Raw genomic sequence first — 14,554 nt, 5'->3', positions numbered from 1 at the left:
GCGATGGCGTGCGCGAGGCCACGATCCGGCCCGCACGCCATCGCCGCCGAAACGCTGCGGCGACTGCCTGACCTCGACGCGCTGATCGACTCGGCGACGAGGCAGCGCCTGCCCGACGATGCGAAGGCGCGTTCGGCATTGCGCATCGCGCTGGTGCAGGCGCTGGCGCTCGGCACGCCGCCGCACGCCGCGATCTCGACCGTGCTGCCGCTGGTCGACGGCGGGCCGCGCAAGCTGGTCCATGGCGTCTTCGGCACGCTGATGCGGCAGCAAGCGACGCTGCCCGAGGTGCCGACGCTCCCCGCGACCGTCGCCGACCGCTGGCGCGCCCATTGGGGCGATGCGGTGGTCGAGGCCGCCGCGCGCGCGTTCGCCGCGCCGCCGCCGATCGACCTCAGCTTCGCCGACCCCGCCAAGGCGACACTCGACGCGCCGTCGCTGGCAAGCGGGCACCAGCGCGTGCCGGCGGGAAGCGACATCGCCGCCCTGCCCGGCTTCGCCGAGGGCGACTGGTGGGTGCAGGATCTCGCCGCCTCGATCCCCGCGCGCCTGATCGGGCGCGGCACCGGTAGCGCGCTGGACCTGTGCGCCGCTCCGGGCGGCAAGACGTTGCAACTCGCCGCCGCCGGCTGGGACGTGACCGCGATCGACATTTCCGAAAGTCGCGCCGCGCGACTTCGCGAGAATCGCGAGCGGACCAAGCTGCCGTTCGATATCCGCATCGCCGACGTGCGGGAATGGGCACCCGACGCGCCGGCCGACGCGGTACTGGTCGATGCGCCGTGCAGCGCGACCGGCATCTTCCGCCGCCATCCGGACGTGCTCTACCGCGCACACGCCCATGTCATCGCGGACATGGCGGCGTTGCAGGCGCGCATCCTCGACCGCGCCGCGACATGGGTGAAGCCGGGCGGGACATTGGTGTATGCCACCTGCTCGCTGGAGCCGGAGGAAGGCGAGGCGCAGATCGCCCGCTTCCTGGACGCCCACCCCGATTTCGCGACTCGCGCCGCGCGCGCCGACGAACTGCCCGCCGGAGTCGCGCCGACCCCGGACGGCTGGGTGCGGACGCTGCCCGAGACGCTCGAAACGGTCGGCGGATGCGACGGGTTCTTCGTCGCGCGGGTCCAACGCGCTTCCGCCTGACGCCCGCGTCCGCTAACGGGGCGGGATCATGACCAAGCCCGTCCGCATCGCACCGTCCATCCTGTCCGCCGACTTCGCCAGACTGGGGGAGGAGGTGCGCGCGATCGATGCCGCCGGGGCCGACTGGATCCATATCGACGTGATGGACGGGCATTTCGTCCCCAACATCACGATCGGCCCGGCGGTGGTGAAGGCGTTGCGCCCGCACACCGCCAAGCCGTTCGACGTGCATCTGATGATCTCGCCGGTCGACGCCTATCTCGACGCCTTCGCGGAGGCGGGCGCGGACACGATCACCGTCCACCCGGAGGCGGGGCCGCACATCCACCGCACGCTCCAACACATCACGTCGCTGGGCAAGCGCGCGGGCGTGGTGCTGAACCCCGGCACCCCGGCCAAGATGCTCGATTACCTGATCGACATGGTCGATCTGGTGCTGGTGATGAGCGTCAATCCCGGTTTCGGCGGACAGCATTTCATCACCAGCCAGCTGAAGAAGATCGCCGCGATCCGCCGCCTGATCGAGCAATCGGGCCGCGATATCGACCTGGAGGTCGACGGCGGCGTCGACATGGAAACCGCGCGGCTGGCGATCGACGCCGGGGCCGACGCGCTGGTCGCGGGCACCGCCACCTTCCGGGGCGGGCCGGAACGCTATGCCGAGAACATCCGGGGCCTGCGCGGCGGATGACCGACGATCGCAACGATCGGGGGGGCATCGAGAACGATACGCGGATCATCACCGTCGGCAACGGCGCGGGCGAGTCGCTGTCCGACCGCATGGGCGCGTGGCTGGAACGGCTGACGTGGCGGACGCCGATCCACGACCGGCGGCTGGACGGGCAGCATCCGGTCAAGCTGGTCGCGGTGCCGGCCGATCCGCTGCCCGGCGAGGAGGATCTGGGCGAGGCGCTGCTGGAAGGCTGGATGTTCGCGGGCGGCGAGCATCATGCGCTGGAAACGCTCGACCTCGCCGCCCCGGCGGTGGGGCCGGCGTTCGCGGAGTATCTTCACGGCTTCGCCTGGCTGCGCGATCTGGCGGCGGTCGGCGATCGCACCCGCACCCAGCCGCTGGCGGAGGCGCTGACCGCGCGCTGGCTGGCCGCGCATGGCGAGCGCGTGTCCGATCCGGCGTGGCGGCCGGCCACGGTCGCGCGGCGGCTGGCGATGTGGGCGTTCCATTCGCCGCTGCTGCTGTCGTCGACCGACCTGGTGTTCCGATCGCGCGTGCTGAACGGCATCGCGCGCGCCGCGCGGCATCTCGACCGCACCGCCGACAAGGCGTCGCCGGGTGCGGAGCGGGTCGCGGCCTGGGCCGGGGTGACGATCGCCGGGCTGCTGATCCCCGGCACGGATGCGCGCGTCGCGATCGGCGAGGCCGGACTGGCACGCGCGCTGGCGAGCGGGCTGTCGGCGGATGGCGGGGTGGTCAGCCGCTCGCCCGCCGCGCTGCTCGACCTGCTGGCGACGATCGGGATGCTGCGCGCCGCCTGTGAGGCGCGCGGTCTTCCGCTGCCCGAGGCGGTGACGGAGGCGCTGTCGCGCGCCACGCCCGCGCTGCTCGGCACGACGATGGGCGATGGCGGGCTGTCCAGCTGGCAGGGCGGGCTGCCGATCGACGCGCAGGCGGTCAACGACGTGCTGCTGGCCAGCGGTGCGCACGGCCGTCCGCTGCGCCAGCCGCGCGACTGGGGCTATCAACGACTGGCGAACGGCGCGGCGGTGCTGGTGGTCGATGCCGCCCCGCCGCCGATGGCGCGTGTCGCGGAAGGTGGCTGCGCCTCGACGCTGGCATTCGAGTTCAGCGACGGCACGGAGCGGCTGATCGTCAATTGCGGCGGCGCGGGCGTGACCGGCGCGCGCCTGTCCCCGGCGATGATGACCGGGCTGCGCAGCAGCGCGGCGCATTCGACACTGGTGGTCGCGGACACCAACTCCACGGCGATCCTGCCCGACGGGACGCTGGGGCGCGGGGTGCGCGAGGTGGAGCTGACCCGGCAGGAGTCCGAACTGGGCAGCCGGATCGAGGCGCGCCACGATGGCTATGCCCGCCGCCACGGATACCAGCACCAGCGCACCCTGCTGCTGCTGAGCGACGGACGCGAGCTGCGCGGCGAGGATGCGCTGCTGGCCGTGCCCGGCGCGCGCAGCCGCCGCCCGGACGCGATGACGCCGTTCGTGCTGCGCTTCCACCTCGGCGCGGGCGTCGAGGCGGTGGCGACCGCCGACAATCAGGCGGCGATGCTGCGGACGGCATCGGGCAATTTCTGGCACTTCCGCAGCCGTGGCGAACGGCTGACGATCGAGGAGAGCGTGTGGGTCGACGGCTGGGGCCGGATGTTCCCGACGCAGCAGATCGTCATCAACGGCCTCGCCCCGCCCGGCGGCATCAACGTCAACTGGGTCATGAAGCGCGCGCGATAGCTTTTCGGCCGCTTCCCCGACATCACCCCGTCATGCCGGACTTGTTCCGGCATCCACCGCGCCATGCACGAACCGGCCGCCCAGTGTGCGGCACGGTGGACCCCGGAACAAGTCCGGGGTGACGGAGAGGGATCGCTTCGCACTTGAGCCCCGCCCCTGCCCCGCGTAAGCGCGCGCGCATGACCAGCATCCCCGTCCGCCGCGCGCTCCTTTCCGTCTCCGACAAGACCGGGATCGTCGATCTCGCCACCGCCCTGTCGGGCAAGGGCGTCGAACTCGTCTCGACCGGCGGCACCGCCAAGGCGCTGCGCGACGCCGGGCTGACGGTGCGCGACATCAGCGAGCTGACCGGCTTCCCGGAGATGATGGACGGGCGCGTCAAGACGCTGCACCCGAAGGTCCATGGCGGGTTGCTGGCGGTGCGCGACGATGCCGCCCACGCCGCGTCGATGGCGGAGCATCAGATCGGCGCGATCGATCTGGTGGTCGTGAACCTCTATCCGTTCGAGGCGACCGTCGCGAAGGGCGCGGATCGCGACGAGGTGGTCGAAAATATCGATATCGGCGGACCGAGCATGGTCCGTTCGGCCGCGAAAAATCATGCCTATGTCGCGATCGTCACCGACCCCGCCGACTATGCGCTGGTCGCCGAAGGGACGACAACACTCAACGATCGCAAGCGGTTGGCGGCCAAGGCGTTCGCCACCACCGCCGCCTATGACGGCGCGATCGCGCGCTGGTTCGGGCAGGTCGATCAGGGCGAACGCTTCCCCGCCACGCTGCCGATCACGCTGCGCCGCGCGGGCGAGGAACTGCGCTATGGCGAGAACCCGCACCAGCACGCGGCCTTCTATGCCGCGACCGGCGACGCCACCCCCGGCATCGGGCAAGCGCGACAGGTGCAGGGCAAGGCGCTGAGCTACAACAATTATAACGACGCCGACGCCGCACTGGAACTGATCGCCGAGTTCCGCGACGCCGATCCGACCTGCGTGATCGTCAAGCACGCCAATCCGTGCGGCGTCGCGACCGCCGCGACGCTGGCCGAAGCGTATGAGGCGGCATTCGCGTGCGACACGGTCAGCGCGTTCGGCGGGATCATCGCGGTCAACCGCCCGCTCGATGGCGTCACGGCGAAGGCGATCACCGGCATCTTCACCGAAGTCGTCGTCGCCCCCGACGCCGACGCGGAGGCGCTGGCGCTGTTCGCCGCGAAGAAGAACCTGCGGCTGCTGCTGACCGGCGCGCTGCCCGATCCGGCGCGCGACGGGCTGTTCGCCAAGTCGATCGCGGGCGGCTGGCTGGTCCAGTCGCGCGATGCCGGGCGTGTCCTGCCCGCCGACCTGAAGGTGGTGACGAAGCGCCAGCCGACCGAACAGGAACTGGCGGACTGCCTGTTCGCCTGGACCATCGCCAAGCACGTCAAGTCGAACGCGATTGTCTATGCCAAGGGTGGCAGCACGGCAGGTGTCGGCGCGGGGCAGATGAACCGGCTGGAATCCGCGCGCATCGCGGCGTGGAAGGCCAAGGACGCCGCCGACAAGGCGGGGTGGGGCGAGCCGCGCACGATCGGCTCGGCGGTGGCATCCGACGCCTTCTTCCCCTTCGCCGATGGGCTGCTGGCGGCGGTCGAGGCGGGCGCGACGGCGGTGATCCAGCCCGGCGGTTCGATCCGCGACGACGAGGTGATCGCGGCGGCCGATGCGGCCGGGCTGGCGATGGTCTTCACCGGGATGCGCCACTTCCGCCACTAAGGCGGGCGCGGCTTTACCCGCGCCGCCCGGCCGCGCGCATCATCGTGCGCATCCGGCCGGGCAGCCAGCGCGCGGCGAACGCCATCCGCCGGGCGGTCCTGCCCACCGGCGTGTGGAGCCGGTCGCCGTGAACCGCCTCCCACGCCTTTTGCGCCACGACCTCGACCGGCGTGAACTCCATGCCGGCCGCGACCACCGTGTCGCGCGCGGTGCGGTTGGTGCCGGCGACCGCAACCGACAGCAGGTTGGTGTCGATGAAACTGGGCATCAGCGACCTGACCCGGACGCCGTGCTGCGCCCATTCGCCGTCCAGCGCCTCGGTCAGCCCGCGCACCGCGAACTTGGTCGCCGAATAGATCGCCAGCCCCGACGAGCCGTAGATCGCCGAGGCGGAGGCGGTGTTGAGCAGGCACGATCCCGGCGTGGCCTTCAGATACGGAAACGCCATCCGCGCGCCGTACGCCATGCCGCGAAAGTTGACGTCGATCACCCGGTCGATCGCCTCCAGCCCGATGTCGGCGAAGGCACCCCCCGCCGCGATCCCGGCGTTGTTGAACAGCAGGTCGAGCCGCCCGTCGCTGATCCGCGCGAACTCCGCCAGCACCTCCTCCCATTCGGAGGCGCCACGCACGTCCATGACATGCGTGCTGGTGCGATCCGCAGGCAGCAAGGCGGCGGTTTCGGTCAGCGCGCGCGCGTCGATGTCGGCCAGTCCGACGCGCCAGCCCCGCGCGCTGAACAATTGCGCCACCGCGCGCCCGATTCCCGAGCCGCCACCCGTGACCAGCATCGCCTTCATCGCCCGCCCCCCTTGTTCTTATCGCTTGTTACCGCGCCACGCTTCCCGCATCACGGGCGGCGATGCCAGCACTTTCGACAGGTCCGGCGGTCGGGTTCGAGCAGGTCGGCAAGCGGTACGGCGATGCGCCCCCGGCGGTCGACGACGTCTCGCTGACGATCGCCGCCGGCAGCTTCGTCGCGCTGGTCGGGACGTCGGGATCGGGCAAGTCGACGCTGCTGAAAACGATCAACCGGCTGGTGATACCCGATGCCGGTCGCGTGATGCTGGACGACAAGGATGTCGCTGCCGGCCCCGCCCCGGCGCTGCGGCGGTCGATCGGCTATGTGTTCCAGGATGTCGGACTGTTCCCGCACCTGACCGTCGCGGAGAATGTCGCGCTGCCGCTGAAGCTGGCGGGCGCGCCCGACCACACGCGGGCACTGGCGATGCTCGACCTGGTCGAACTGCCGCACGTTCTCGCCACCCGGATGCCCGCCGAACTGTCCGGCGGACAGCGGCAGCGCGTCGGGGTGGCGCGCGCGCTGGTGACGCGCCCGGGATTGCTGTTGATGGACGAGCCGTTCGGCGCGCTCGATCCCGTCACGCGCGAGTCGCTGGCCGGCGCGGTGCGGCGGCTGCATGACGAGCTGCGGCTGACGACGATCATGGTGACCCACGACATGGCCGAGGCGCTGCTGCTGGCGACGCGCGTGCTGGTGATGGCGGCGGGACGCGTGGTCTCCGACGCGACGCCCGCCGCGTTGCTGGCCGGCGAGGGCGGCGACGTGGCGCAGGCGCTGGTCGCGGTGCCGCGCGATCAGGCGCGACGGCTGGCGGCGCTGGCCGGATGAGCGACGCGCTTGCTCGCGTCCCGGCGCTCGCCGCGCAGCACCTGCTGCTGGCGATGGCGGCATTGGCGTTGGCGTTGCTCGTGGGCGCGCCGGTCGCGATTCGCGCCGCGCGGGCGCCGCGACTGGCGGCCGTGGTGCTCGGCGCTGCCAGCCTGGTCCAGACGATCCCCAGCCTCGCGCTGCTCGCGCTCTTCTACCCGGTGTTGTTGTGGATCGGGCATGGCGTACCCGCGCTGGGCTTCCTGCCGGCGCTGCTGGCGCTGACCCTCTACGCGCTGCTACCGATCGTCCGCAATCTCGTGACCGGCTTGCGCGGGCTGGACCCGGCGGTGCGGGAGGCGGCGGCCGGCATTGGGATGACGCGCGCCCAGACACTGCGGCTCGTCGAACTGCCGCTGGTGTTGCCGATCGCGATGGCGGGAGTTCGGACGGCGGCGGTGTGGACGATCGGAGCGGCGACCCTGTCGACGACCGTCGGGCAACCGAGCCTCGGCGACCTGATCTTCGCCGGATTGCAGACGCAGGCATGGACGCTGGTGATCGCGGGCTGCGGCGGCGCGGCGACACTGGCGCTGGCGGTCGATGCGCTGCTGGGCTGGGCGGAGCGTGCGGCGGGGCAGCGGCGCTGGCGGCGAGTGGGCACGGCGTTGGGATTGCTGGCGGCGGCGACGCTGGCGGCGAGCGCGCCGCTGTGGGCGAGCGGGCGCGACCGGACGATCGTGATCGGCGCGAAGAACTTCTCCGAACAATATATTCTCGCGCGATTGATCGGTGCGCAGCTTGAGCGCGCCGGCTATCGCGTCAGCTATCGCGACGGACTGGGATCGGCGGTCGCGTTCGGGGCCGTCGCGGGGGGCGAGATCGATGTCTATGTCGACTATGCCGGCACGATCTGGGGTGCGGAGTTGCACCGCACCGACACCCCGCCACGCGCGGTGCAGGTGCGCGCGATCGCCGACTGGGCACGCCGGACGCACGGTGTCACGCTGCTGGGGACGCTCGGGTTCGAAAATGCCTATGCCTTCGCGATGCGCGGCGCGGACGCGCGGGCGCGTGGGATCGCCACCCTTCAGGATCTGGTCCCCGCCGCGCCGAACCTGCGCTTCGGCGCGGACCTGGAGTTTCTCGATCGGCCCGAATGGGCCGCGATCCAGCGCGCCTACCCGCTGCGTTTCGCCGCGGCGACGCCGTACAGCCCGACCTTCATGTATCGCGCGCTGGCAAGCGGACGCGCCGACGTGATCAGCGCCTTTTCCTCCGACGGACGGATCGCCGCGGAGCGCTTGACGATCCTCGCCGATCCCAGGCGGGCGATCCCGGGCTATGACGCGATCCTGCTGCTGTCGCCCGCGCATCGTGACGACGCGAAGTTCGCGGCGGCGCTGCGCCCGCTGATCGGGCGTATCCCGGTGGAAGCGATGCGGGAAGCGAACTATCGCGTCGATCGCGACGGCGACAAGCAGTCACCGGAAGCGGCGGCTCGATGGCTGGCGCGGCGGATCGGTCTCTGATCGTCGCCCCCGCGCCGGCATGGGCGCATGCCCGCACCCTGTCGGAGCATCTGACACAAGCCCTTCGGCGACAATGTCAGATGCTCCAAGCCATTCGACCGACATAGCTCCTCGCCCGCGCAGGGGCGACGGCACTTTGCGTCATCGACGGGTCAGAAGAACAATTTGCGCACCGACACGCGGATCGTCCGTCCGACCGGGTCGAGATAGCCCGGCTGGAAGCCGATCGGCACATCGCCGTTCTGGTCGCGGACATCGCGGCGGGTGTTGAGGAGATTGTCGAACTGCACGCTGATCCGCGTACCCCGCATCCACGGGTGCGCGCGCACCCAATCGATCCGCCCGCCCAGATCGGCGAACAGGCGCAGGTTGGCGGTGGCCAAGCCGCCGAAATCGAGCGTCTCGGGGGCAGCAGCGGTACCGCCGTTGACCCGCGTCCCGGTCTGGTAATTGACCGACAGCCGCGCGCCGAGTCCGTTGTTGACGTAACCCGCCTGCCCTTCCAGCTCGTGGCGCGGCTGCCCGCCCGCCGCGCCGATCGCGTCGCCACGAAGGAGGTCGAGCACCGGGCCGCCATTCGCCACCGTCACCCGCTCGGTCAGATGCCAGGTGTGATAGAGCGCGAACTGCAACCGGCCGCCAGCCTGCGCGCCGCCGCCGCGTCCGCGCCAGCCCCCGCCGCCGCCGCCGCCGCCCGGGGGGCCGCCGGGCCCGGCCCCGCCCGCGGGCGCGTCGGGGCGCCCACCGTTCTGCGCGCTGCCATCCGGACGGGTGCGGTCCTGCGGCGGACGGTCCGGGCGACGCTCGCCGCCGGGCGGGCGTAATCCCTCGAACGGGTTCGGCCCGGTGCCGGCGCGGAACGCCTCGATACGCTTTTGCAGATCCGACTTCAGCCGGAAGGACAGGTTCACGCCATACCGGAATTGCGACGTCTCGCTGCGCGCGAAGTTGATCGGGCGCGAATCGATGCGCAGCAGATTACCCGCGCCGTCGCGCTGGAAGCGATCGGGGAACGCCGCCTCGATCGCGGCGGTCGCGCTGGGGAAAGCGGCGATCGGGTCGTCGGTGCTCTGCCGCGTATAGTCGGCGCGGAAATTGATGTCGCGCCCGGTCCACGGCCGCAGGTCCAGCCCGACCTTCAGCGCGTGGCGGTTGTCGGCGATCAGGTTGGGGTTGCCGCCGGTGACGGTGGTGACGGTCGCCGTCGTGCCGCGCACATAGTCGAACACGCGCACGCCCGGGGTCGTGACGCTCGGGTTGCCGAGCTGCTGCGCGGACGGCGCCTCGTCCTGATCGGTGACGGATACGAGCAGCCGCACGCCCGTCACCGGCGTCCAGTTGGCACCATAGCCCAGCGTCCAGAGCGTGCCGAAGTCCGACAGGCGATCGATCGCGAGATTGCCGTTGACCGACAGCTTGCCCAGCGCGCTCAGCACGCCCTGCGCGCTATTGGCGATCGGCAGGTCCAGGTTGACTTGCGCATTGGCGATGTCGCGGCCGATATCGGCCGCGCTCGCCACGCCGCGCCGGAACGACTGGCTGGAGAAGTCGCTGGTCGATGCGCCGATACGGATGCTGGTACTGGCGTCGCCGGCCGGCAACGCGAACAGCGGGCCGCTGGCCAGCGCGTCCAGCCCCGCCTGCGTCTGGACCGATCGCCCGGTATCGTCGGGGAGCCGCCCCAGCGACAGCGGCGCGTAGGGGTTGGTCAACGGATCGAGCGCATCGATGCTCGCCTGCAACGCGCCGGCGTCCAGTCCCGCCTGCGTCACGGTATTGCTCGAATCGCGATCGACGTTCCCGGTCAGCGACCAGCGCCAGCGCCCGCGATCGCCGTTAAGCGTGGCACCGAGATGCAGGTCGGTCGTCTCCACCTGCTGCGTCAGCGCGCCGATGCCGTCGACCGCGCGGGACAGCCGCACCGGCACGCCGAACGGCGAATAGGGGCTGCCGACCGGGAGATCGAGATCGACCTCCGCCAGTCCGCGCAACGCGCGCGTGCGGTTGTGGTCGACGGTCGCGTTGATCGAGGCGGATACGTTGCCGAAGATCGTCGTCGCATAGGTGCCGTTGGCGCTGAACGTGCGCTGCGCCGGCAGCAATGTGCGGTACGCGCCCTGATCGGTAACGTTGCGCGTCGTCGAGAAGTCGCCGAGCGCCGGCGCTCCCGTCGCCGCCGACGCCGGCACGCCCAGCGTGGTGGCATTGCCGAACAGCGGATCGATCGCGCCACGGTTCAGGGTCGATACGTTGCCGCCGACCGCCGCCGCGTTAGGGGCCTGGATGATGTCGCGCTCCGCCTCGGTCAGCGCACCCGGCTGGCTGTATTCGAGGTGCAGGTTGACGCGCTTGTCGTTGCGGATGCGCAGCAGGTCCAACTCGCCCCCCGGCGTGTTGCGCCCGCCTTCGGTGGCGAAGCGATCCTCCGCTTCGGCGGTGACCGCGCGGAAACGGCGGCGCAGCACGAAGTTCACGACACGCTGGTCGGCGCGATAGCCATATTTGAGCGCAACCTCCTCCGGCAGAATGTCGACGCGCTGGATCGCCTCGGTCGGAAGGTCGCGGATCTCCTGGAAGCCGGAGATGCGCCGCCCGTTGAGCAGCACCACCGGCGCCCCGCCGCCGCCGCGCCCCGAGCGGGTCTGCGGCGACAGTTCATTGAGCAATTCGGTGACCGAGCTGACGCCGTAGCTGCGGATGTCGGCGGGCGACAATTGCTCCTCGGGCGTGACGTCGCCGATCACCGCGCCGCGCTGGGTGCGGGTGCCGGTGACGACGATATCCTCGCCCTCTTCCTCTTCCGGCTCGGCTGCCCTTGGCGTGGCCTGGCTGGCGGCGGGAGCGGCAGGGGTCGGCGCTGTCTGCTGCGCCTGGACCGGCAGCGCGGCGGTGGAGGCCAGCAAGAGGCAAAGGACACGCATCGTTCACTCCCTGCCGCCCCGCACATGGAGCGGCAGGGACGCGCTATGGCGCAATTGTCGCAGAATTATCGCGCGCGGCGCGCGTACCGTCAGGCGATGACCCGGACCGGCACCGACTTGGCGGCGGGGACGTGGCTCTCCTCGGCGTGATGGGCGAGCGGGATGAGCGGATTGCACTCCGGGTAATAAGCCGCGACGCAGCCGTCGGGCAGGTCGTATTCGACGACGATCAGGTCGCCGACCCGCCGGTCGTGATTGTCCTCGGCATCGGTCGCCAGCGTCACCGTCTGCCCGGCGGTCAGCCCGGCACGCGCGATATCGGCGCGGTTCATCAGCACCACCTGCCGCGTGCCGTTGATCCCGCGAAAGCGATCGGAATAGCCATAGACGGTGGTGTTGAACTGGTCGTTGGATCGCAAGGTCAGCAGCCGGAACCGACCCTCGGCAGGCGCGAAGCCGGTGGCGTTCATCACCTCGGGTACCAGGAACTCGGCCTTGCCGCTCTTCGTGTCCCATTCGCGCCCGGCGGCCTCGTTGCCTTTCCAGAAGCCGCCCGGTTCCTCTTTCAGCCGCTCGTTGAAGCGTGCGAAGAAGTTCGGGAATACGGCGGCGATTTCGTCGCGGACGAGGGCATAGTCACCGACCCACGCATCCCAGTCGATCGCGGGATTGGCGGGCAGCAGCGCCTTGGCGATCCCGGCGACGATCGCGGGTTCGGACAGCAGATGCGGGCTGGCGGGCTCGACCTTGCCCAGCGACGGGTGGATGACGCTGGTCGAATCCTCGACCGTCACGCGCTGCGGCCCCGTCGCCTGCAGGTCGCGCTCGATCCGGCCCAGGCACGGGAGCAGCCACGTCTCGCCCGCCGCCGGGATCAGGTGGCTGCGGTTCAGCTTGGTCGCGATCTGCACCGACAGGTCCATCCGCGCCCAGCCGTCCTCGACCAACTCGGTTTCGGGCACCGCACGCGCGAAATTGCCGCCCAGCGACAGGAACGCCTTTACCGTCCCGTCGATGATCCCGCGACACGCCTCGACCGTGTCCAGCCCCTTTTCGGTTGGGGGCGAGAAGCCGTAGCGTTCCTTGAGCTTCTCGACGGGTGCCAGTTCGGTCTTTTCGGTGATGCCGACCGTGCGCTGCCCCTGCACGTTGCTATGCCCGCGCACCGGGCACAGCCCCGCGCCCGGCTTGCCGATATTGCCCTTCAGCAACATCAGGTTGACCAGCATCCGGACGTTGTCGACACCCTTCACATGCTGCGTCAGCCCCATGCCGTAGATCGCCATCGCGGTCTTCGCGCGGCCGTAGGCGGCGGCGGCCTGTTCGATCGCGCCGCGCGTCAGCCCCGATTCGCGCTCGATCTCGTCCCAGCCGGTCGCGCGGACCTTGTCGGCGAAGGGGGCGAAGTCGTGCGTATGGGTCGCGATGAAATCATGGTCGATCGCATCATGGTCGAGCAGCCATTTGGCGATGCCCGTCATCGCCGCGATGTCGCCGCCCGCCTTCACCTGATGATATTGGGTGGCGATCGGGGTTTCCTTGCCGGTCGCCATTTCCAGTGGGTTCTGCGGATCGGTGAAGCGCTCCAGCCCGCGCTCCCGCAACGGGTTGAAGACGATGATCGGCACGTTGCGCTTCGCGACCGAGCGCAATTGATGGAGCATGCGCGGGCTGTTCGTCGCGACATTCTGCCCGAAGTGCAGGATGCATTCGGTGGTGTCGAAATCCTCCAGCCGGGTGGTGCCGACCGGCACGCCGATCGAGGTCTTCAGCCCCACCGACGTCGATTCGTGGCACATGTTCGAGCTGTCGGGCAGATTCTGGTTGCCGTACAGCCGCGCCAGCAACTGCCACATGTACGACGTTTCCAGGCTGGCGCGGCCCGAGGCGTAGAACACGACGGACTTCGGGTTCAGCGGTTTCAGGCGCGCGGCGATCGCCTTGAACGCCTCCTCCCACGGCGCGACGACATATTTGTCGGTGGCCGGATCGTATTTCATCGGGTGCGTCAGCCGTCCGGCTTCCTCCAGCCGGTAGTCGCTCCACCCGCGCAAGTCGGTCAGCGTGTGGCGACGGAAGAAGTCGGGGGTCACGCGCTGGCTGGTGATCTCCCACGCGGTCGCCTTCGCGCCGTTCTCGCAGAATTCGACCGGGCCGGGCGGATGCGGCTTGGCCCAGGCGCAGCTGACGCAGGCAAAGCCATCGGGCTTGTTCTGGCGCAGCAGTTCGGCGCTCGTCTCGGCGATGTTCTTTTCGCGCGGAATGATGTCGGCAAGCGAGCGCATCGACCCCCAGCCGCCTGCCGGGCCGTCATAGGGAGTGAAATCGGGGCGATCGGCGTGCTGTTCGGTCATGCGTCCCTCAACGCGTGGGTTGCGAAAAAAGCACCGCGTCGTCGCGCGCGAGCGACACCAATGTCAAACCCGCCGATGCCGCCCGTTCGAGCGCGAGGCTGGTCGCGGCCGATACCGTCACCAGCATCGGGCACCCCGCCAGCGCCGCCTTCTCGACCAGCTCATAGGAACAGCGCGACGACAGCAAGGCGAATCCGCCATCCCAGTCGAGCCCCTGCCGTGCCATCGCGCCGATCAACTTGTCGAAGGCGTTGTGCCGCCCGACATCCTCGCGCGCCAGCCGAACCCGCCCGTCCGCATCGCACACCATCGCCGCATGCGCCGCGCCGGTCGCGCGATTGAGCGGCTGGTGATCGCGCATCGCCGCCAGCGCGGCGAAGATGGCGGGCGGGGCGATGTCGCTTGCCGGAACCGGGGGCAGGGCACGATGCACCGTGTCGAGATTGTCCATCCCGCACAGCCCGCACGAACTGTCGCTGGTCCGCCGCCGCACCCGCGCCATCACTGCCGCCGCGCGTTCGGGCGACACCGCCAGCCGCACGATCGTGCCCTTGTCGGTCCCGTGCAGGTCGAGCGCCTCGATCTCGCCCGCCTCGGCGACGATCCGCTCGGCCAGCGCAAAGCCGGTCGCGAAATCCTCCAGCGACTCCGGGGTCGCCATCATCACCGCATAGCCGATGCCGTTGACCTCGACCGCGACCGGGGCCTCGACGACGACCGCGCGCGATTGCGGAACGGCCTCGCCAGCGGGCGTCACGCGGCGAAAGCCTGCCTCCATCTGATCCATGTCACGCATTTCGCGTCCTTTTCGG

10 protein-coding genes are annotated in these 14,554 nt (G+C 70.4%); 6 read left to right on the top strand and 4 right to left on the bottom strand.

The genetic code is table 11. The features are described from left to right. Positions 1–3 precede the first annotated feature (3 nt). From NS334_RS03710 to purH, 4 genes are all read left to right on the top strand, one after another. Positions 4–1,146 (top strand): RsmB/NOP family class I SAM-dependent RNA methyltransferase, encoded by a 1,143-nt coding sequence (locus NS334_RS03710; RefSeq protein ID WP_083500229.1) that lies wholly within the window; start codon positions 4–6, stop codon positions 1,144–1,146. A 28-nt stretch (positions 1,147–1,174) separates the two neighbouring features. After that, a complete protein-coding gene (gene rpe / locus NS334_RS03705) occupies positions 1,175–1,837 on the top strand; it encodes a ribulose-phosphate 3-epimerase (RefSeq protein WP_058754613.1) in 663 nt (220 codons plus the stop codon). Beyond that, positions 1,834–3,570: a heparinase II/III family protein gene (locus NS334_RS03700; RefSeq protein WP_058754612.1), complete on the top strand. Its 1,737-nt coding sequence runs from the start codon at positions 1,834–1,836 to the stop codon at positions 3,568–3,570. Before rpe ends, NS334_RS03700 begins: the two co-directional genes overlap by 4 nt. A gap of 179 nt (positions 3,571–3,749) precedes the next feature. Continuing rightward, a complete protein-coding gene (purH, locus tag NS334_RS03695) occupies positions 3,750–5,324 on the top strand; it encodes a bifunctional phosphoribosylaminoimidazolecarboxamide formyltransferase/IMP cyclohydrolase (protein ID WP_058754611.1) in 1,575 nt (524 codons plus the stop codon). Between the two features lie 13 nt (positions 5,325–5,337). Here purH and NS334_RS03690 read toward each other — a convergent pair whose 3' ends face one another. Further along, entirely contained in the window at positions 5,338–6,123 is a 786-nt protein-coding gene (locus NS334_RS03690) for an SDR family oxidoreductase (RefSeq protein WP_058754610.1), read from the bottom strand. 62 nt (positions 6,124–6,185) lie between these two features. On the opposite strand from NS334_RS03690, the gene NS334_RS03685 reads away from it, so the two are divergent. Together NS334_RS03685 and NS334_RS03680 are read left to right on the top strand one after the other, a co-directional pair. Beyond that, positions 6,186–6,956, top strand: a complete 771-nt coding sequence (locus NS334_RS03685) for an ATP-binding cassette domain-containing protein (RefSeq protein WP_058754609.1) — start codon at positions 6,186–6,188, stop codon at positions 6,954–6,956. Next, positions 6,953–8,467 carry an ABC transporter permease/substrate-binding protein gene (locus NS334_RS03680; RefSeq protein WP_058754608.1) on the top strand — a complete coding sequence of 505 codons (1,515 nt, stop codon included), beginning with the start codon at positions 6,953–6,955 and terminating at the stop codon, positions 8,465–8,467. Before NS334_RS03685 ends, NS334_RS03680 begins: the two co-directional genes overlap by 4 nt. Before the next feature lie 152 nt (positions 8,468–8,619). Here the strand turns inward: NS334_RS03680 and NS334_RS03675 are convergent, their stop codons facing one another. From NS334_RS03675 to fdhD, 3 genes are all read right to left on the bottom strand, one after another. Further along, a complete protein-coding gene (locus tag NS334_RS03675) occupies positions 8,620–11,388 on the bottom strand; it encodes a TonB-dependent receptor (protein ID WP_058754607.1) in 2,769 nt (922 codons plus the stop codon). 89 nt (positions 11,389–11,477) lie between these two features. After that, on the bottom strand, positions 11,478–13,742 hold the full coding sequence (locus NS334_RS03670) for an FdhF/YdeP family oxidoreductase (RefSeq protein WP_058754606.1): 2,265 nt from the start codon (positions 13,740–13,742) through the stop codon (positions 11,478–11,480). A gap of 7 nt (positions 13,743–13,749) precedes the next feature. Further along, positions 13,750–14,538, bottom strand: a complete 789-nt coding sequence (fdhD, locus tag NS334_RS03665; RefSeq protein WP_058754605.1) for a formate dehydrogenase accessory sulfurtransferase FdhD — start codon at positions 14,536–14,538, stop codon at positions 13,750–13,752. Between the last annotated feature and the right edge of the window lie 16 nt (positions 14,539–14,554).

Origin of the sequence: Sphingomonas endophytica, from assembly GCF_001476895.1 — a bacterium.
Lineage (GTDB): Bacteria > Pseudomonadota > Alphaproteobacteria > Sphingomonadales > Sphingomonadaceae > Sphingomonas > Sphingomonas endophytica_A.
This window is presented reverse-complemented; position numbering and strand designations above follow the sequence as displayed.